This window comes from Candidatus Desulfosporosinus nitrosoreducens, assembly GCF_030954495.1.
In the GTDB taxonomy this organism is placed as follows: Bacteria; Bacillota; Desulfitobacteriia; order Desulfitobacteriales; family Desulfitobacteriaceae; genus Desulfosporosinus; species Desulfosporosinus nitrosoreducens.
This window is the reverse complement of the sequence record NZ_JAVHUW010000083.1, coordinates 191,857-212,764: the sequence shown is the minus strand read 5'-3', so window position 1 is coordinate 212,764 and position 20,908 is coordinate 191,857. Positions and strand designations below refer to the sequence as shown.

Sequence of the window (20,908 nt, the reverse complement as noted above, 5' to 3'; positions counted from 1 at the left end):
AGGCTTATTTTATCCCAGTGGTTCCTTGTGAACCTTAGCCTTAGATTTGAAAATTGCTCGCTGAATTACTATTTGAGATGTTCCGACAATTCATAAGTTTGAGGCAGAGTGCTTTCCTGAGAAAGCACTCTGCGTTATTTTAATCTGAATGTTCCAGGCTTGTTACAAAACAACATTTAGCGATAGACATGAGTTCCAGTCTTCCCGGCGATGGCATCTTCCAGAGATTCAGGGTTCGTGATAATTGCTTCCTTGCCACCATTTTCGAGGAATTTAATCACAGCCTGAACTTTTGGCAGCATGCTCCCCGGAGCAAAGTGATTCTCAGCCATATATTGTTTCAATTCCGCTAAGGATACTCTATCTAAAGCCTTTTCGTCAGGTTTACCATAATTGAGATAAACCGTCGGAACTCCGGTCGAAATGATTAATAGATCTGCTTTGATATCCGAGGCCAAAAGACTTGAAGCAAAATCTTTGTCGATCACGGCATCAACGCCCTGCAAAGAATTGTCCTCTCGTTTCATGACAGGGATTCCGCCGCCGCCAACGCTTATAACACAATAGCCGGAGCGCGCCAGTTGATTGATAACGTCTTTTTCAACAATTTCCTGGGGCAGAGGAGACGGCACAACTCGCCGATATCCTCTACCTGCGTCTTCCACCATCACCCATGAAGGGTTCGCTTTTTGGATAAGCTCCGCCTGCTCTTTAGAATAGAAGGAACCAATCGGTTTGGCAGGTTTTTGAAAAGCGGGATCATCTGCGGAAACAACAACTTGAGTTACAATCGTTACTGCAGATTTGGCCATGCCTCTTTTCTTAAACTCATTATCCATGGCCTGTTGAACTTGATAGCCAATAGCTCCTTGCGTGTCCGCTCCACAGCTGACCAAAGGTACTTGATGCATCGCGGCGACATCCATGGCAATCTCAGATCTTCTGAGAATAAACCCAACTTGGGGGCCGTTACCATGGGTAATGATCACCTCATACCCTTGCTCGATCATACCGACAATATGTTTCGCGGTTTCACAAACAGCTTGATATTGGTCCTCAACAGACTCATGCGCTTTATCTCGAATCAGAGAATTTCCACCGATAGCAACAACAGCTAGTGTACTCACGATTATTTTCCACCTACCAACAGGGTCATGACTGCTTTAGCGGTATGCAAACGGTTTTCAGCCTCATCGTAGACGATAGAATGTGGTCCGTCAATAACCGAATCTTCAACTTCGTTGTTGCGGTCAGCAGGCAGAGCGTGCATATACATAACATCCTTGCTGGCAGTCGCCATTTTAGCTTCTGTGCATTTCCAGCTCTTATTGGCAATCAAAGCATCGTTAATAACTTTGCTGGCACCTACTTCAGTAGCTCCTGTTTGGTCATTGACCCAGTTGCCCCAGTTCTTCGGAATAACGATATCCGCATCTTTATAAGCTGCAGCCTCGTCGTTGGTCACAGTCAACGTTCCGCCATGCTTCTCAGCGTTTGCTCTGGCTTGCTCAATAACCCAATCCGGAAGCTCCCAGCCTTTGGGATGAGCCAACCAAACATCCATGCCATAACGAGGGAAGAGCAGAACCTGGGTAACCGGCACAGAGATCGGTTTTTTATGACTTTCCGCATAAGCCCAGATGATGGAGATCTTTTTACGGCGCAGGTCAGGAAGCTTTTCTTGTATAGTCATTAAATCCGCCAAACCTTGGAATGGGTGATAAAGGTCACACTGCAGATTCATAATAGGGGCTGCAGACCAACGGGCCATCTCATTGAGGTAAGCATTTCCTCTGCCCCAGTTGCAATAACGGCAAGCAATCATGTGTCCAAAACGGGAGAGAATGATAGCTGTATCTTTAGCTGTTTCACCGTGGGAAACTTGCATGGTGCTGGAATCCAAATAGCCTGCATGGCCGCCTAATTGAGCCATCCCGGCTTCCATGGAGTTTCTGGTCCGAGTGGATTGTTCAAAGAACATCAAAAAGCCGGTTTTGTTATTGAGGTAAGGAGTATCTTCACCCATGGCAAATTTTCTTTTGAGCTCCAGCGAAACTTCGAGCATGGTGTCGATTTCTTCTTTTGTAAAATCCTCCAGGTTGATAAAATGTCTTCCTCTAAATACTGTTTGCATTGAACGTTCCTCCTAATATTTAATTTTGTTATATTAATATGGGGTTAAACTTTTTCACTTCAATATGTTTAAAGAACAATACAGGTTTAATCTTTAAACTTAGACGCAGCTAAAGGTAACTTTACTAAATTTTCCGTTGCGCTGGGCATCAAATCAACATACTTTTTTGACATAGAGGCTGGAAATTACAGCTCTCGCGGGGAACATCAATAAGGTCCCGCAAGAAACGGCTCATTTCAGGTTCGTACTTCTTGGCTAACTCCAGAACTTTTGCAAAATAAATTCCCCTTTCGCTACTCTTGGATTGTAGATAACGGCCTATCATAGTTTAGTATGATCGCTTGCTGCTAAATTAATGCAAAAATCATGCCAATCCTCATTTTTTCAGAAACAAATTAAAGAGGCACATTTTTTATTGTTTTTCCAAACAGTTCCCTCTAGACTTTAGGTTTAAGTCTCAAATTGAGACTCAGCCTAAGGAGAAGCTGGTCTCTCGAATTCTCTCGAACATTGTCTAACACTAGGTTCTCACCTTCCGATCTCATTTTGAGACAATAATCTAGTTTTGAAACATTAAAATGTGGGGTCACGGGCGCTAAAAACTAAAAGAACGTTTTATTTTCACTAATTTGGTATTCTTTAATCTTACGGTAAAGAGTAGCTCTGCTGATCCCCAACAAATTGGCCGCCTCCTCCTTATGCCCTTCCGAGTCAGCCATTGTCAGAGCTTTCATAATTGCTTCCCGTTCAAGTTGTTTTAAGTTTAAAGAAATACTTTTAGCTTCCGGTTTAAGTTCTTCTTTAATGCGCTGGGGCAAATTTTCCGGTGTAATCGTATCTCCCTCGACCATTGTCACACAGTATTCGATAACATTCCCCAGTTCCCGGACATTGCCCGGCCACAGATAATGAGTCAGTTTAGCAACAGCCTCCGGAGTAATGCCTCGAACCACTTTTTCCGTGACTGCTGAATAATGGTCTAAATAAAATTGAATTAAAACGGGAATATCCTCTTTGCGCTCACGCAAAGGAGGAATCATTAAGGGAATGACATTGAGCCGGTAATAAAGATCTTCCCGAAACTCACCCGTTTTAACCATTTCGTCCAAATCCCGGTGTGTCGCCGCAATTACCCGGACATCCAAAGGAATGGAACGCGTACTCCCAATTCTTTCAATTCTTCGTTCCTGCAAAACCCGCAGAATTTTGACCTGCAGGTGCAAAGGCATGTCTCCAATTTCATCCAAAAAAATCGTTCCATTGTGAGCCAATTCAAATTTCCCCATTTTACCGCCCCGCCGGGCGCCTGTAAACGATCCTTCTTCATAGCCGAATAATTCACTTTCCAATAGATTTTCGGGAATTGCCCCGCAATTAATGGCAATGAAAGCATGCTCTTTCCGGTTACTGCTCTGGTGAATAGCGCGGGCCAGAAGCTCTTTTCCCGTGCCGCTTTCGCCTTGAATCAGCAAGGTAGCCTTGCTGGGAGCAACATGTAAGGCCATCGTTTTCAGCTCGCTCATCCTGGCAGAATTACCTATAATCTGAGAGAAATGAGTCTCTATTTCACTCACTGTGGCCTCTTTAACTAACCTCTTAATTTGTTGAATATCCTTGATCGTAATAACGGCGCCCTCAATAACCTCGCTGTTTTTGATAGGAACAACATCACAATAGAGCTGTGTAGCTACCCGTTTTCCGCGAATCGGACCGGAAAACAATTCTCCCCGCTCCACGGCCAGCCATAATTTTTTATCGTCTAATAGCTGATAAAGTTCTACCTCCTGGTCCTCTCCAATGTCCAACAGCTTGCCTGCATGAGTATTATAATGGGTTACTTTCTGCTGGTCATTAATTAGGAGAATTCCATCCTGTAGGAAATTCAAAACTGTCAGCAATTGACTGGTCAAACGTTCCCGTTCACGGTTCTGCTGACTTTCAACCACTTTACCTACAAGAAGCTCGGACATTTTTTCCAGAAAGCGCAAAAGAGATTGCTTATTGTCCATTAAACGCTTCGTCTGCTCTTCATCAAAGCTTACCAGGCCGATAACCCCGATAATTTGCTCTTCGGCTCGGATTGGAATCGCTACCTCGGCAAGCTCCAAGCAGTTTCCACGACAAGTACAAGGCTGACAAAGTTCATTGTAACCGGGATTATCAATAATTACAGAATCCCCGGTTTTCATGACGTGGCGGTAAACAAAACCCTCATCCATCGGACTCCCACAGCGAATCTTATACTTCCCGGTTCCGGCAACCCGAATAAGATTGGAATCGGCAATTTCCACTTCGATTTTAAGCGCTTCAGCAATGGCCTCAGCAGTTTGTTGTACTGTTGTTTTTATGTCACTCAGGTGATACATTCCAACACCTCTATAATTGGTAAATGACTCTGATTATATTATATACAACTCTTTGTCTCATTTCGAGTCTTCCGGCAATACAGCAGTAAAGAAAGAAAAATCTTTAATATAAAAAGGGAAGCACTCTTATTCTGAATCGTGCTTCCCGAACTTCAAACATCAAACTTTCCTTAATTTTATCCTATCGGCCTGTAGAGGGAAGTTCCCCATCCCAGACAATACTGCGGTATTTATAGGGATCGGTATTCCCCTCCGTGTTAAAGACAAGAACATGGGATTGGCTGTTTAAATTAAGCTTTTCCCGCGCTTCTTTAAAGGACTCATCTTTTAAGAACGAACTCAAAAGTCCTGTTGTTACCGCACCGGATTCGCCCGAAATAACTCTGGGATCACCGAGCAACGGATTGGCCAACACTCGCATTCCTCGTGCCGCAACCCAATCCGGGGAAGAGACAAACATATTACCATAGTCCCTTAAAATTTTCCAGCCGATAAGATTGGGCTCACCGCAGGCTAATCCGGCCATAATTGTCGACATATCTCCGCCGACCACCCTCGGTTTGCCATCTCCGGCAAGTGCCGATTGGTAAAGGCAATCTGCTTTGTTCGCTTCTACAACCACGGTCTTAGGCCGCTCCTCTTTAAACAAAGAAGCAAAATACCCCTCAATAGAACCGGCCAAGGCCCCTACCCCGGCTTGGACGAAGATATGGGTCGGCTTTTCTATCCCTAAATTATTCAGTTCTTCCAGAGCTTCCGCTGACATGGTTCCATAACCCTGCATAATCCAGCTGGGAATTTCCTCATACCCTTCCCAGGAAGTATCTTGAACAACGACCCAGCCATTTTCCTCAGCTTTTGCAGCCGTCATGCGCACTGCATCGTCGTAATTCAAATCTGTAATATATGCTTCCGCGCCTTCCTCTCGGATCTTTTCCAAACGAAACTGAGAGGACCCTCTCGGCATATAGACCACGGATTTCTGTCCTAACTGACGAGCCGTCCAAGCGATTCCCCGGCCATGATTCCCATCTGTCGTGGTAGCAAAGGTTATATCGCCTAATTGTTCTTTAATTTCGGGGGAGATCAGCACATCGTAAGGAAGCTCACTAATATCTTTATGGAGCTTCTGAGCCAAATATCTCCCGATGGCATAAGAGCCGCCTAAGGCTTTAAAAGCATTCAGACCGAAACGATAGGACTCGTCTTTAACGTAAATCCCGGCAACTCCGTAATTCATGGCTAATTTTTTAAGCGAGCGCAAAGGAGTCGGGTCATAGTTAGGGAATGTAGCATGAAATCTACGAGCTTTATCGATTTCAGCTTTGCTAAACAGTTCGGTCGAGGTACCTTTTCCATAAGTTTTTAACATTTTGTTATCTATCCATTTAATCTCATCCATCATTTGCAATCTCTCCTATTCTAAGATATTTTTTAACCAAAACGTTTTTCTCATACATATTGAAAACAATTTCTTGTTTTGCCTATTAAACCTTAAACCACTTATCTCCCCCTAAACGAAATAATTGCTCTCTTTTTTCGAGGGATATCTCATGCAATTATCATGCCAATTATTTCACACCTTAAATAAACAGGCCCAAAGGAGCAGTTTCCCGGCACATTTGTCTCTCGTTGACAAAATACACCACAAACCCTGCCCCCTTGGGCGTTTAAGATTCTCCCAACGTTTTGAAATTTAGGCGATTCTTTCGTTCTGCTCATTTGCTTGATTAACAATAGGAAATAAAACTTTGAATATTGTTCCTTGAGGAGAGGAATCAACCATAATTCTGGCATTATGAGATTCCGCAATCCGAAAGCAAGTCGCCAAACCCAAACCCGTCCCATTTTCTTTGGTTGTGAAAAAGGGAGTTCCTATTTTGGGCATATTTTCTTTAGGAATCCCACACCCTTGATCTTCTATAGACAATACAACAGTTCTATCCTGCAAAAAAACCTTGATTGTAAGGCATCCTCTTTCTTCCATGGCCTCAAGGCCATTGCGGGACAAATTCAGCACAAGCTGGGAAAGCTCCTTTTCATTAAGCTGAAGATCGGGAATCTCTTCAGGCATAAACTTGATTTGTTTATTTTGGTTAAATGCGTCCGCTTCCAAGAGAGGGTATAATTTAGCAATAATTGTGTTGAGGCTCTGATATTTTAGTTCTGTTTGTCTAGTTCTGGCTAAGGACAAAAATTCCGTGATAATGGAGTTAGCTCGGTCCAATTCGGAGATCATTAAATCATAGGTCGGCTTCTGAGCCGCGTTTTCAGCTTTTGTTCCCAGCAGTTGCAGATAACCGCGTACAGTAGTCATGGGATTCCTGATTTCATGTCCAATCCCCGCAGCTAATTGACCTACGAGGTTAAGGCGATCGAGACGGGCAATTTCAAATTCTGCTAATTTCCGGGAGGAAATATCTCTAAGATAACAGATTAAACCGTTTTCCAAGGGATAAGCATTAATTTCCAGCCATTTGTTATCCAGTCTTTCGGAAATAACTTCAAAAGACACAGATTGTTGTTCTTGAATTACCCGCTCAAGTCTCTGCATTACCGCTGAATTGAGCGGGAATATCTCAGTCATTTTCTTACCCAGTAATTCCCCGCTTGATTTTCCAAGAGCGATTTCACAGGCCCGATTAATGTAAGTAAAAATCCAGTCTCCGTCAACAGCTAAAAAACAATCTGTCATACTTTCCAGAACCGAAGCCAATTCATGCTGAGATTTAATCAGCTCGTTACTTATAAGCTTACTTTCAGTAATGTCCCGGAAATATACGGAAATACCAAATTTAAAGGGAAAAGCTGTGACTTGGTACCATGCACCTTCTTTCAGAAAGCTAGGATATTCAAAGGTCAGAGAGATGTGCTGGTCTTTTATTTTTTGATAACTTTCATAAAGGGTTGTTTTTTGAATTCCCGGCAATGCTTCCCACAAAACATTGCCCAGCAGCTTCTCACGGGTTTTAAAGAATAACTCCTCGGTTTTTTTGTTTACATAAGTAAACCGCCATTCACCATCCAAGACATAAAAACCATCCGGCATGTTGTTGATAATATCGGCGATAAACTGATTGCTCTGGGACAATTCCGCATTTAATTTCAAGTTTTTAGTTAGATGTTCAACTCTTTCCATCTGCATGAGTTTCATTTCTGTCACGTCATTATAAGCAAATAAATAACATTCTTGATCGTCGATTTGGATCTCTACCGCAGAAAGTATGACAAAGCCCCGGGAACCGTGTTTCGTGATGATTGAACTTTCGTAATTGCTAATGGACCCCTCAGTGGAGATAATTTTAGTAATCTCTTGAAATTGCCACTCCGGTACCCCTAGTTCCATCGGGGTCTTGCCGATAACATACTCCAAATCAAAACCTCTTTTTTCCAAAAAACGACGGTTCACATGGATATAGCTGTAGTCAGATTTTCGAATAATGCTCATCATATGAGGGCCCAATTCAAAAGTTTTAGAAAATCTTTCTTTGGCAACTCGCAATTTTTCGTGTTCTCGGATCAGGTCTGTCACATCATTAATAACCGCGACACAGGCCGGTTCTCCGCTGGGCATCCGAAAGCCCGACAGGTCGGCAACTAAATGCCGGTCATCTTGGGTTGCGATTTTATGACGGTACTGCCCGAGGCTCTCTGTTAACGTCGGACAACTGCTCAACAAGGGAAATAAACGGTTTATGTACTCCGGATATCTTGGGTGGCTTTTTAAGGTTTTGCTGAGCAGGATTGGTCCACTCCGGTTAAAAATCACTAAGTTAATTGGGGTGTAATTGATGATTGTCTGAAGGATAGAGGCTTTACTAAAATATTCGTAAGCCCAATAATAAAAATTAACAATAATTGTAGTAGCAAGGGGAGTTATGATCAGGTAGGGAATTGTAATAACTTTTAGAACTTCCTGCGAATCGCTCTTCCAAAGAGAAGCGGAAGCAATAATAAGGATCAGAACAAACGTCATAGCAATCCCTATCAAATACCAAAACAAAATCTTTCGTCCATTTTGAGTACTTTTAAACCATCTTCGTAAAACAAGACCGAAACAAGCAAAAACAACGAGTGTGGTCATCCCCCCCATCATACCGCTGCCACCCATTTTACAGCGATAGAGACCACTCATGGCTAAGGCTATTCCCGCAGCCAGCGGACCTCCGATAAATCCGGCCATAGTCATCGTGATATGCCGGAAGTCATAGAAACGGCCAACAATGACCATGCTATAATAGCGCATTACAAATATCGTGATCAAACCAAACAAAAAACCTAATCTGCCGGAAGAATATTTTTTATCAAGCGATAAATCGATTAAAATCACAACTCCACAAAAAAATAAAACCATAATAACGTTATTGAAATATTCGAAGTACAAAACCCTGCCTCCTTACTTACTGTATTGTCATCTCCCTTCATTGTACTTATTCCTTTAACAAAAATTTGTCGGATTAGCGTAGGACAAATGATTTTATCATTTAAATTAAACATTAAGGTCTTAGAAGGGGCTTAAAGCTCTAAATCAACAAAGGCAGTGGTTCTTAACTAAAGAACCACTGCCTCCGGATTTTTAGCTTGATTGTTTACTACTGATTGTTTGCAGCCAGACCCAGCCTATTCCGCCAAGCCCGTTCTGGCATTAAACTGCTCAATGAGCTTGTCAAGCTCGGGGCCCATTTGGTGGAGTTTGCCCCAGTAATTATCGTAGTCGTACCATTGCGCGTTCAAATCATCTAAGTCATACATTTGTTGTTCAATCCAAGTGTAATACTTGAGATTGTGAATGCGCTTCTTGCTTTGGTAAGTTAATTCTTCCATGCTGTCTGTTCGAACACCCAAAACATTTCTGTTGTGATCAATAGCGGCATGAATCAGGCTATATTCTTGACCTCTTTCAGCCTCCATCTCCTGTAATCTGGATTGATACATTTCAGCCGAGTCCGTCAACACCGTCATGACGATGTCGTCTTCCGTCAATTCATAGTACTTGGCGAATTTAATGGCCGATAAGATGTTGGCCGCACCGGAAATTCCCACCCAGGCCAGTTTGGCAATAACCTCGTCGGCAATCCCTTGCTCGCGCAAATAGGTTTGTCCGGCAGGTTCATTAAAGAGCCGGAACAGACCCAGGCTATCGTTATCGTCGATAGCTATCACCATGTCCGTGTTCTTAACATTGTGAATCCAGGGAATATGTTTATCACCGATGCCTTCGATTCTATGGTCACCAAAACCATTATTCAGCAAGGTCGGGCATTGCAGCGCTTCTCCGACGGCCAGCTTCGCTTTAGGATACTGGTCTTTTAAGTAATCTCCACAGCCTAAAGTACCTGCGGAACCGGAGGTTAAGCACACTCCGGCAAGTCTTCCTTTAGAACCGGCTTCGGCTTTAATAATTTCTTGCATGGCATTCCCCGTAACTTCGTAATGCCAGAGGTGATTGCCCAGTTCTCCAAACTGATTGAAGATCACGACATTTTCGCGGGTTCGTTTCAGTTCCCAGGTTTTATCATAAATCTCTTTGACATTGCTCTCACAGCCGGGCGTGGCAATAATCTCACCGGCAACGGTTTTCAGCCAGTCAAAGCGCTCTTTGCTCATATTCTCAGGTAAAATTGCGATGGATTTACAGCCCAGCAAGGCCGAATTGTAAGCGCCGCCGCGACAATAGTTTCCCGTTGAAGGCCACACCGCTTCATGGTATTTAGGGTCAAATTGACCGCTCACTAAACGGGGAACTAAGCAGGCAAAGCTCGCTCCCACTTTATGGGCTCCCGTCGGGAAATATTTCCCCGCCATAGCGATAATTCTCGCTTTAACCCCGGAAATTTTAGACGGAATTTCAATGTAATTAGGCAAGGCATTAAATAGTCCGCCTTCTTTGACGGGTTCGTTTTTCCAGGAAATCCGAAAGAGGTTAATGGGGTCAACATCCCACAAACCCGTCTTTTTTAATTTCTCTTTGACTTTAGCGGGTACTTTGCCGGGGTCTTTCATTTGAGCCAAGGTGGGAATGAGGATGTTTCTTTCTTTGACGCTCTGAACTGTTTTCTGGAGTTGTTCTTCGTTGATTGTTAAATCAATTAAGTTTCTCATTAATCTTCCTCCCTTATCATGTAAAGATTAGGTTACAGTTTTCTCATCAACTCGTCCAGGGAAGGCTCCACTTTAATCGGCTCACCCACGGCGGCAATGGCGTTCTTAACATCTTTCAAGCCATTTCCGGTAACGATTGCCACTATTTTTTCGTCTACCCCGATGACTCCTTTTTTAACCAATGCTTTAAGACCTGCCATTCCGGTTACTCCTGCCGGCTCACCGAAAATCCCGCTTGTTCTTCCCAACTCCCTCATAGCTTCCAGGATCTCTTCATCAGGGACCGCTATCATTGTTCCGCCGGATTCCCGCACTGCCCGCAAAGCTTTATCAGGATTGCGCGGTACTCCAACAGCAATGCTATCCGCCAGGGTCTTTTCCTCCGCCGGCTGCCAAGGGCGATCCTCTAAAAAGGCGTCAACCAGAGGGCAACAGCCTGTCGACTGAACCCCGGCAATTTTAGGCAGACGTTCAATCCACCCGGCTTGATATAAATCCTTAAAGCCCTTCCATACCCCGGCAATCGTACAGCCATCGCCAACAGAAAGTACAACCCAATCGGGAACCTCCCAGTGAAACTGCTCGGCGATTTCCAAGGCTACGGTTTTTTTGCCCTCGACAAGATAGGGATTAATCGCCGCATTGCGGTTATACCAGCCAAATCGCTCGATGGCTTCGGCAGAGAGTCTGAAGGTATCTTCATAAGACCCCTGAACACTGATGACTTTTGCTCCGAAGATCAACAACTGAGCAACTTTTCCCTGGGGAGCGCGGCTTGGCACAAAAATGACACTTTTCAAACCCATGGCCGCTGCGCTTCCTGCCAGAGAGGAGGCCGCATTTCCCGTGGAGGAGCAGGCCACCGTTGGAGCCTGCTCCTCCACGGCTTTAACGACGGCTATGATGGAAGCTCGGTCTTTTAAAGAAGCTGTCGGATTTTGTCCATCATCTTTAATATACAAGTTGCTCATTCCCAGGTGTTGGCCCAAGCCAGGAGGTTTATAAAGAGGACTCCAGCCTACCCTCAGGTGCGGACGGGGAGTCTCTGGACGAATCGGCAGAAAGGGCAAATAGCGAAAAATTGAGTAATCTTTAGATTGAGACAACTTTTCACGGGAAGTCAGACGATTTATCACCGCATAATCGTATTCGACATCCATAATCCCGGCTTTCGAGCCACATAAGGGGCAAGTATATACTCCGGGTTCAGCGGCCAGCTCCTTCCCACAGTTGATGCAGCGAAGCCCCAGTACATTTTCCATATCAATCACCCCAATATTAAAGTTTATTCCATATAGCCTGCGCCAGTTCACGAGAGCGGGCGCAGATCGCTTCTTCATCAATGTCAACAAGCTTTCTCTCCAGCATACGCACCTTGCCGTTGACGACTGTCGTTTCAACCTGATGCCCGGAGACTCCAAATAAAAGATGTCCGCTCCAATTGCCCGCATCCATTGGCGTTGCGGGAATATAATCTACAACAATGACATCCGCCCAGGCCCCTGCGCTCAATTCTCCAAAGGTTCCGCCAAACAAATCTGAGGCAATTTGCGGGTTATTGCCATAAAGCATTTGCGGAACTTCAGCCCAAGCCACACTGGGATTGGCAGCGGCATGTTTTTGCAGGACATTTTCCACTTTGGCGCTCTCAAACATGTCACAGGTATACCCATCCGTTCCCAGTCCAACCCTAACCCCTTTTGCCAAGAGTTTAAGAACCGGGGTTACTCCAACCGCATTTCCCATATTTGACTCAGGGTTATGAACCACCTGAGTGTTCGAAGCCTTTAAGAGCTCGATCTCCTGATCATTAATATGCACACAATGAGCGGCAATTGTTTTGGGTCCGAGCACGCCGTATTTCTCGAAACGCTCGACGACTCTCAGGCCGTGGTTCGTTAAGCAGTCTTCAACATCTTCAATTCCTTCGGCAACATGAACATGAAATCCTGCTCCGAGTCTCTTAGCAGTTTCGCTGCACTGAGCCAAGGTTTTATCCGACAAAGTTAGAGAGGCATGAAGTCCAAATAACCCGGCGGTCATTGGGTCAGGTTTAGCCTGGCAGGCCTCAATAAAGTCGGCATTTTCTTTAATTCCCTCTTGGGCAATTTTTTCACCGTCACGATCCGAAACTTCATAACAAAAAGCGGCCCGCACTCCAATTTCCTGAGCAGCTTTAGCCAGAGTGGACAGACTGCCTAACACGATATTGGGGCTGGCGTGATGATCGACAATTGTCGTGGTGCCTGTTTTGATGCACTCAATAAGCGGCGTGAGGGCACTGTAATAGACATCTTCCATTGAGAGCATTTTATCAAGTTTCCACCACAATCCTTCTAAGATATCCCGAAAGTTGCGCGGCGGCTTGCTTTTAGAATCCATACCCCGTGCAAAGGTGCTATAAAGATGCATGTGAGTATTGATCATTCCCGGCATAATGAGTTTGCCATGAGCATCAATAAAACGAGCTTCGGGAAAACGCTTCTGTAATTCGAGGGTTGTACCGATTTCCAAAACTTTGGTGTCTTGAATAAGAACCCCACCCTTTGGGATAACCTGATTGCTCTTTCCTAAAGTCAATACTGTACCATTGCCGATAAGAAGCATTATTTACTCATCCTCCCTTTAATTTTAATTAACTAAAATTACCTTTGCCCTAAACTTTATAATATTTTAATCTTGTTCAGATAGTAATCATTAGAAGTAGACCTATCCTTATTATTAGCTTAATCATCCCGTCAGCACGGCACGTTCTCCCATCAGTCTGGCAAGAAAAATCGCCTGTTGCGGACACATTGCCTGGCAAAGTCCACATCCTGTACATTGACTCACCATAACTTGAGGAAGCCCGTCCCTCCAGTGAATAGCCGCATGTCCGCCGGTCCGGCAAACCGTATAGCAGGTACCGCAACCATCACAAGCAGCCGGCTGTATTTGAGAAACGAGTTGAATTCCGCGCGGAAGCTGGGAATGACCCACAAGATAGGGCAAGGAGCGGCCAATAACATCCTTAAGGTTTTGAAATCCTTTTTCCTCCATCCACCCTTGCAATCCTGTGCTTAATTCACGAATAATTCCGACACCAAAACGCAATACCGCAGTACAAAGCTGCAGGGAGCTTGCTCCCAGAAGAAGAAATTCTGCACCATCCTGCCAAGTGGTAATGCCACCGCTCCCTGCGATGTCAAGATTTAATTTTTGAGCTATTTCCGCCGTACAACGCAAAGCAATGGGTTTTAAAGCTGGTCCGGAAAGACCTCCGTAGGTTGAAAGTCCTGCCACATTGGGATAGGGAATCAAGGTATCTAAATTTACACCGGTAATGCTTTTCAGCGTATTTAAAGCGCACACGCCTTCTGCACCGCTGCGTTCGGCAGCTGTAGCCGTGGCTATGATATCCGAATCCTGTGCCGATAATTTTATAACCACGGGAACCTTGCCGGTCACTTCTTTAACCCAACGGGTAATTTCCTCCGTCCCGCCCGGCTCTTGAATCGGTGAACATAACCCCCATTCGGCACCATGGGGAAAAGAAATGCTGCATTCCAGCAAATCTGCACCCGCTTCAACCATTCGCTCCGCCAGCATTTGCCAATCATCCTTATTCGTGGCAATAATACTGGGAATTACGGCTTTATTAGGAAAACGTTTTTTCAGGAAGCGAACATGCTGTTCGATTTCCTCAACAGAATGCTCAGATACCAGGTCAATATTTTGGATGCCCATAAACCCCATAACGTGTTCAACCCGCATAACTAAAGGAAAAACCCGGCTCACGATACTGGAATCGACGGTAACCGTTTTAAGTACGGCGCCAGCCCATCCAGCTTCAAATGCTTTAATCAGCAGATCAAGTTGATCCGTGCTGGGGGAAGGGGCCAGGATAAAGGGGTTTTCTAAGTGAAATCCGCAAAAGTCCACCGCTAAATCGACCGACATTTTAAATATCCCCTCTAAGCACCGGATTTATCGTTCATTAGAGAACGGTGGGAAAGAGCATTTTCTTTCCCACCAGATTGTTATTAAGCGTTCATTCCCGCGTTTTCAGCCAATTCCTTTTGGGTATCTTCTCCACCCTTACTCCCGTTAAACAGAGCATTGAGGATAATAGCCGTAATGGAACCTAAGGTGATGCCACTGTGCAAAATGGTTTGGCTCCAGTCAGGGAATAGTTTAAAGAAGTTAGGGTCCACAACCGGAATAACACCTAAAGCGACGCTAATTGCTACGATAAAGATATTGTTGGGTCTTTTCTCATAATCGACTTTAGAAAGAGTTTTAATGCCGTTAGCGGCAACAATACCAAACATAGCAATCCCGGCACCGCCAAGAACAGCATTCGGTAAAGAAGCAATAATAGTAGCTAATTTGGGGAAAAAGCCCATGACAACCAGAATTATTCCGGATGTGGCGACTACGAAACGGCTCTTAACCCCGGTCAGACCGACAAGCCCAACGTTCTGAGCAAAGGCTGTATAAGGAAAAGCATTCAAAATTCCACCAAGCGCTGTGGCTATGCCATCAGCTCGTAATCCGGCAGTCAATTCTTTTTCCCCGATCTTTTTGTCGACCATTACGCCGATTGCCAAAAAGTCTCCCGTTGATTCAACCATAACAACTAACATAACGATAATCATGGCAATGATAGAACCGATGTCAAACTTTGGAAAACCAAAAGCAAATGGATAATCGATACCCAGCCAAGCAGCCGTGGAAACTCCCGAAAAATTCACAAGTCCTAACGGCACAGCGATGATAAGACCAATAATCAATCCCAGCAGCACCGAGATATGAGCGACAAAACCAGTGAAAAACTTATTGATAAGAAGGATCGCGATCAGAACAATGCAGGCAACCCCGATATAAGTCAAACTGCCATAATTCGGATCACCGGTACCTCCCGCGGCCCAAGCAATACCAACAGGCAACAAGGACACGCCAATGACTGTGATGACACTCCCGGTGACAATAGGCGGGAAGAAGCGTATTAGCTTGCTGAAGAAGGGAGCTATTAAAAACGTACATAAGCCCGCTATAATTATCGCTCCATAAATTGTCTCCATGCCTCCCGTTTGGGCCATGATAATCATCGGAGTTACAGCGGCAAAGGTTACGCCTTGAATAACAGGGATTTTAATACCGATTTTCCAAATTCCTAAAGTCTGAAGCAAGGTTGCCAGACCGCAAGTAAACAAATCAGCGTTGATTAAAAAAGCAGTGTGAGCTTTAGTCAAACCAGCAGCACCCGCAATAATCAAGGGTACCGCAACCGCGCCCGCATACATGGCCAGTACATGCTGCAATCCAAACACAAATAGTTTACCCGCCGGCATCATTTCATCAACTGGTGCTACCGAATTTTTTGTGTCAGCCATTTTCATTCCTCCTTTTTTTCCGCAGGATTAATTTGAAATAACCCTTTAACCACCTCCGCAAATCAACCTATACCTAGTCCTGCATTCTAAGTAAGGTTGCTTTATCTATTGAGCAAGTGAATTAACTTTGTACCTAGATGTACACACTAGCAATATTCGTGCCAATTTGACAAGACCTTTTAAATGCCAACATATTCATGCTTTTTTAGACCTGGTTAAATTTATGCCTCTCAAAATGATAAGGAGTAAAAAGGTTTGGACTGTTGCTTGCACCAAAAAATACTTAGAGCGCAAATTATTAGTCAATTATGTGTTCTCTGATAAGTCTTACCAAAGCGATAAGTAATTTATCATCTTGATAAATCGAATCCCTTCACCTAAATAATTATCACCACCCAAGCTTAGCTCTGATGTTTTAAGAAAGAGGTCAAACAGAAATGTCGACCTCTTTATATATGTCCCTAATTTTAAACTTTATACAGGTACGGGTACCGCTGAATAACCGTCCAGATCAGAGCGGCAACCGAGCTATCGATGGGCACATTCGTCCCACCGGCTTGATCAAAGGCTACATCAACAACTTCTCCGTTAAGGCGAAGTTTAACGACTGGCTCCGGTGCCTCTTTTATAATAACAAAGCCCGTATTGGCAGAATCCCAAAACTCCTTTTCTCCCCAGAACAGAGTCATCTTCACCTTATACGGCGCATCGTCATAAGGACAGAAGGTTTCACAGTTGCCGCATTCATTACACATACCATCGACGTGAAGAATTTGATTGCGGTTTGTCAAGCCTTCTCCCACAACCGGGATCATGAGATTAGCGCGGTTCGGACAAACCTCCGTGCAAATGTTGCAGATATAATTGCATTCTAAACAACGTCCCGGTTCCCGGTCATCGTCACAGACCGCCTGGAGAACTGCTTTTTTAGCCCGTACTTCCAGAAGCTGTTTATCCTTGTCAAAGGAAATGCGCGAAGCGAATTCTTGTTTGAATTCCATGTTTTCTTTATTAAGAATTGCTTTAGCAACCTTCGTACCATGAGAAATGGCTCCAACAACAGTCCAAGGACCCGCGAGAGCATCCCCGCCGATGAAGACATTGGGAATATTCGTTTCTAACGTCTCTTCATTAACTTTGATCTTACCCTTTTCTCCGATCTCAATTCCATTGCTTCTTAAGAGGTCATAATCAATCAACTCGCCAATGGCCGAAAGAACCGTGTCAACGGGCAGTTCCTCGTAAATTCCCTCTTTGGCCACAGGACTGCGACGACCGGAAGCATCCGCTTGTCCCAGCTCCATCACTTGGCATTTTAGAATCCCCTTGTCCAGAGAGACAGGCGCCAGGAGTTGTTTGAAAATTACGCCGTCTTTCTGAGCAAAGGCTAATTCTTCCTCATCGGCCGGCATGTACTCTTTGGTCCGGCGGTAAACAATAGAAACTTCCTCAACGCCGTCAACTCTCAGCGCAGCGCGGGCCGCATCCATAGCCGAATTCCCGCCCCCGATCACGGCAACTCTCTTGCCAAGATTTAAGGATTTCCGCTCCACATTAAAGGCTTCTAAGAAAGGAATCGCCCCTCGAACCCGTTCGCCATCCCCTTGTATGGCCAGAGAACTCGTTTTGCCCGCACCAATGGCCAAAAAGACATAGTTGAAGCCTTTAGCCTGATAATCAGCGACAGAAATGTTCGGATTCACTCCAAACTCAAACTTAACCCCCATCGCCTCAATGAGCTCGATATCGTTGCGGATTGCCTCTCTGGAAATCCGGAAATCGGGAATAACGAACTCAACCGTACCGCCGGCACGCTCACGTTTATCAAACACCGTAACCTTCATCCCGGCTTTGGCTAAAAAGTAAGCGGCTGAGAGTCCGGCCGGACCCGCTCCGATCACCGCAACTTGAGCTGAAGAGCAGGGCTCCGTCGGAGACAGTTTTTGCCTATATCCCGCATACCCGTTTTCAGCAGCTACAAGCTTTTGCCCTCGGATATGCACAGATTCGTCATAGTCGAGCCGCGTGCATTTCGTCATACAGGTGTGAGTACAGATCGTACCTGTAATAAAGGGCAGAGGGTTCTTGGAAACAATGACATCAAAGGCTTCTTCATAGCGTTTTTCGCCTACTAAACGCAAGTACTCAGGGACATCCTGCTCAATAGGACAGCCTTTCTCACAAGGGGCAATAAAACAATCCAGCAGCGGTAATCTAAGGGATGTCTTACGGCTGAGCATATCCCGGGATTCTTTGATATGATTGGCGTCTTCAAAGGCGCTTTCCGCCAGAGCCTTAAGTTTATCCATATCCAGGCGGCTTGACTCCCGGTTATCCAGAAGGGGATCAAGAAGTTCCGCGATTTGTTTGAAACGTTGATAACCACCCGGTTTGAGCAGTGTCGTAGCCACGGTAATCGGACGAATGCCCGTAGCAAAAATCCGATCAATATTGAAAGCATCTGCCCCGCCGGAATAGGAAATTTTGAGATCTCCGCCAAATTCCGCAGCAAGTTTATAGGCCAGATTAATTGTCAAAGGATAGAGCGAACGTCCGGACATATACATTTCTTCACCCGGCAATTCCCCTCTGGCAATCTTGACCGGCAGAGTGTTGGACATCTTAATGCCAAAATCCTTCTTGTTTTCTGAAGCAAAAGCTTTCAGACGCTTTAACATCTCCACTCCGTCAGCAAATTGCAAGTCATGAGTAAAGGACTCTTCTCTAAGCTGGATATAATCGTACCCCATTTTGTCAAAGGTATTTCGGACATATTTGTATCCCAGAAGAGTGGGATTCATTTTGACAAAGGTATGCAGTTTCTTTTCACTGATCAAATAGCGGATAATCGCCTCGATCTCAGTCGGAGGGCAGCCATGCATGGTGGATAGAGTGATAGAGTGACAAATATTTGGTGAAATCTTCTCGATAAAAGCCTGATCCACATGCTTGAAAAGAGCCAGACTTTCTAACAGCGCCGCTTTACATTCTTGGAATATCCGAGTCTGCGAGGCGTCTTTTAAGCCTTCTACGAATTCGTCTACTTTAGGAGATTGAATCCCTTTGAGATCATATCCTACACTCATATTGAACATAAAGCGCCGTTCACTTTGCTTAAACAACTCTTTTTGCAAAACATGAAGAATGAACCAGGCTTTGACATACTCCTCAAAAGCGCCCATGATCGACAATTCTGTCGACCATTCCGTATTGTAGCACTCGTCTTCCGCCGAAATACAAGGTTTGGCAATCTCTAACTCATCCATAATCTGAACGGATTTCAGCTCAAAGAAACGACTGCCGCTCATATAAGACGCAATAATGTTTTGAGCCAATTGAGAGTGCGGGCCTGCCGCCGGTCCAACAGGCGTGTCAATTACTTCGCCAAACAGCTCCATATGGCGATCATTTGTTTTGTGATAAAACTTTTCTTCGGGCATACCGAACACCATGCCACTATGTTCATGTTCTTCCATCACCCAATGAAGCAATTGTTTAAAAGGGATTAAGGCCATTTTGTCACTCATATTATCTCTCCTTAAGTTGTTCTTGTTGTTGCTTGTAATGGGGACTGTCCGCACAAGCACAGATATGACTTTCCAGCGATTTCTCCGCCGCTTTAAAAATATTCTGATACCCTGTACAACGGCACAAATGTCCGGAAAGTTCTCTCTTTAACTCTTCTCGTGTATAGTCTTTGCCGCTTTCCGTCAAAGCGGTTGTCGTTAGTATTAATCCCGGAGTGCAGAAACCGCATTGAACGGCCCCTTCTTCGACAAAGGTTTGCTGAACCTTGGACAATTCTCCATTTTTAGCAGCCATACCTTCAATCGTCCTAATATCCTTACCGTCGGCCCAAACAGCCAAATAAATGCAAGAATCATAAGGTGTACCATCAATCAGCACGCTGCAGGCCCCGCACTCTCCAACACCGCACCCTTGTTTAGCGCCGGTGTACCCCAAGCGATTTCTCAGAAGTTCCAAAAGGGATTCCCGGACATCCACCTCCATTGAAAAAGTTTTGCCATTCACTGTGAAGGAAATTTTCTTAAGCAAGTTCCACACCTCCCGCTTGGACAATAGCTGTCTTCAGAGCCCTTTGGGTCAGTTCTTCAATCAGGTGTTCCCGGTACTCTTTTGAAGCCCGCCAGGAGGTTCGCGCTTTGGCCGCTTTAACGGCTCGTCTGCCAATTTCCTGTATAGTTTCCTTGGTTATCATTTTGCCTCCGGCAAATTCTTCAGCCTCCAGGCAACGCAAGGGGGTTGGCCCTGCTACCCCTAGGCCGATTCGAACGTCCGCAAATGTTTCCCCTTTCAATTTACAGAGAACCGCAACTCCCAAAGTGGCGATGTCCATTGCTTCCCGCATGGCAAATTTGATATATTGCCCGCCAAAGCCTTGATAATCCTCCGGGTAAAGAAGAATTTCCGTAAGGATTTCTCCGGGTTTTAAATCCACTTTACCTGGTCCGAGATAAAATTCCCGGATCGGAACCACTCGCTCTCCTTGCCAGTGCTGAAGTTTCAGATGAGCATTAAGGGCGAACAGAGAGGAGGCGCTGTCTGCCGATGTCGCCCCATTGCAGACATTTCCCCCAATTGTAGCAATATTTCTGATTTGCGGTCCCCCCATGGAAATAGCCGCTTCCGTTAAAATAGGAGTATTTGCCCGCATAATTGGGTGATTAAACACTTCCGTGAAGGTAGCCATTGGACCTATGACAATCGTTCCGTTTTCCAGTTTTCGTATGTCCCTTAATGCTTCAATCTTACGAATGCTTAAAAGTTCAGCCTCTTCAAGTTGTCCACCGTGCATTTTGACAAGGACATCCGTTCCGCCGGCAATAATTTTAAGTTTAGGGCTGGCTCTGAGCAGCTCCGTTGCCTCCTGAACCGTTTCCGCCTCGCAATACCCTATAATATCGTACATC

Annotated in this window: 13 protein-coding genes; all 13 read right to left on the bottom strand. The window is 44.9% G+C overall.

The window, feature by feature from the left end:
• Positions 1–176: 176 nt before the first annotated feature.
• The 13 genes from arcC to xdhB all read right to left on the bottom strand — a co-directional run bounded on the left by arcC (position 177) and on the right by xdhB (position 20,907).
• Positions 177–1,127, bottom strand: a complete 951-nt coding sequence (arcC, locus tag REC12_RS25260; protein ID WP_308899024.1) for a carbamate kinase — start codon at positions 1,125–1,127, stop codon at positions 177–179.
• A 2-nt stretch (positions 1,128–1,129) separates the two neighbouring features.
• Positions 1,130–2,134 carry an ornithine carbamoyltransferase gene (locus REC12_RS25255; RefSeq protein WP_308899023.1) on the bottom strand — a complete coding sequence of 335 codons (1,005 nt, stop codon included), beginning with the start codon at positions 2,132–2,134 and terminating at the stop codon, positions 1,130–1,132.
• Between the two features lie 602 nt (positions 2,135–2,736).
• On the bottom strand, positions 2,737–4,500 hold the full coding sequence (locus REC12_RS25250; RefSeq protein WP_308899021.1) for a sigma 54-interacting transcriptional regulator: 1,764 nt from the start codon (positions 4,498–4,500) through the stop codon (positions 2,737–2,739).
• 181 nt (positions 4,501–4,681) lie between these two features.
• Entirely contained in the window at positions 4,682–5,905 is a 1,224-nt protein-coding gene (dpaL, locus tag REC12_RS25245) for a diaminopropionate ammonia-lyase (RefSeq protein ID WP_308899019.1), read from the bottom strand.
• A 291-nt stretch (positions 5,906–6,196) separates the two neighbouring features.
• Positions 6,197–8,884, bottom strand: coding sequence for a PAS domain S-box protein (locus tag REC12_RS25240; protein WP_308899018.1), 2,688 nt, complete (start codon positions 8,882–8,884; stop codon positions 6,197–6,199).
• A gap of 236 nt (positions 8,885–9,120) precedes the next feature.
• Complete coding sequence (locus REC12_RS25235) at positions 9,121–10,602, bottom strand: pyridoxal-phosphate dependent enzyme (protein WP_308899016.1); 1,482 nt, start codon at positions 10,600–10,602, stop codon at positions 9,121–9,123.
• 32 nt (positions 10,603–10,634) lie between these two features.
• Positions 10,635–11,864: a threonine synthase gene (gene thrC / locus REC12_RS25230; RefSeq protein WP_308899014.1), complete on the bottom strand. Its 1,230-nt coding sequence runs from the start codon at positions 11,862–11,864 to the stop codon at positions 10,635–10,637.
• Between the two features lie 16 nt (positions 11,865–11,880).
• The gene (gene ssnA / locus REC12_RS25225; protein ID WP_308899013.1) at positions 11,881–13,209 is read right to left on the bottom strand and encodes a putative aminohydrolase SsnA; all 1,329 of its coding nucleotides are present in this window, start codon (positions 13,207–13,209) and stop codon (positions 11,881–11,883) included.
• Positions 13,210–13,332: 123 nt separating this feature from the next.
• Positions 13,333–14,541, bottom strand: coding sequence for an NAD-dependent dihydropyrimidine dehydrogenase subunit PreA (preA, locus tag REC12_RS25220; protein WP_308899011.1), 1,209 nt, complete (start codon positions 14,539–14,541; stop codon positions 13,333–13,335).
• A gap of 83 nt (positions 14,542–14,624) precedes the next feature.
• A complete protein-coding gene (locus REC12_RS25215) occupies positions 14,625–15,977 on the bottom strand; it encodes a nucleobase:cation symporter-2 family protein (RefSeq protein ID WP_308899009.1) in 1,353 nt (450 codons plus the stop codon).
• Positions 15,978–16,444: 467 nt separating this feature from the next.
• Entirely contained in the window at positions 16,445–19,504 is a 3,060-nt protein-coding gene (ygfK, locus tag REC12_RS25210) for a putative selenate reductase subunit YgfK (protein WP_308899007.1), read from the bottom strand.
• A 1-nt stretch (position 19,505) separates the two neighbouring features.
• The gene (gene xdhC, locus REC12_RS25205; protein ID WP_308899006.1) at positions 19,506–20,033 is read right to left on the bottom strand and encodes a xanthine dehydrogenase subunit XdhC; all 528 of its coding nucleotides are present in this window, start codon (positions 20,031–20,033) and stop codon (positions 19,506–19,508) included.
• Positions 20,026–20,907, bottom strand: coding sequence for a xanthine dehydrogenase FAD-binding subunit XdhB (xdhB, locus tag REC12_RS25200; protein WP_308899004.1), 882 nt, complete (start codon positions 20,905–20,907; stop codon positions 20,026–20,028). Before xdhB ends, xdhC begins: the two co-directional genes overlap by 8 nt.
• Position 20,908 lies beyond the last annotated feature (1 nt).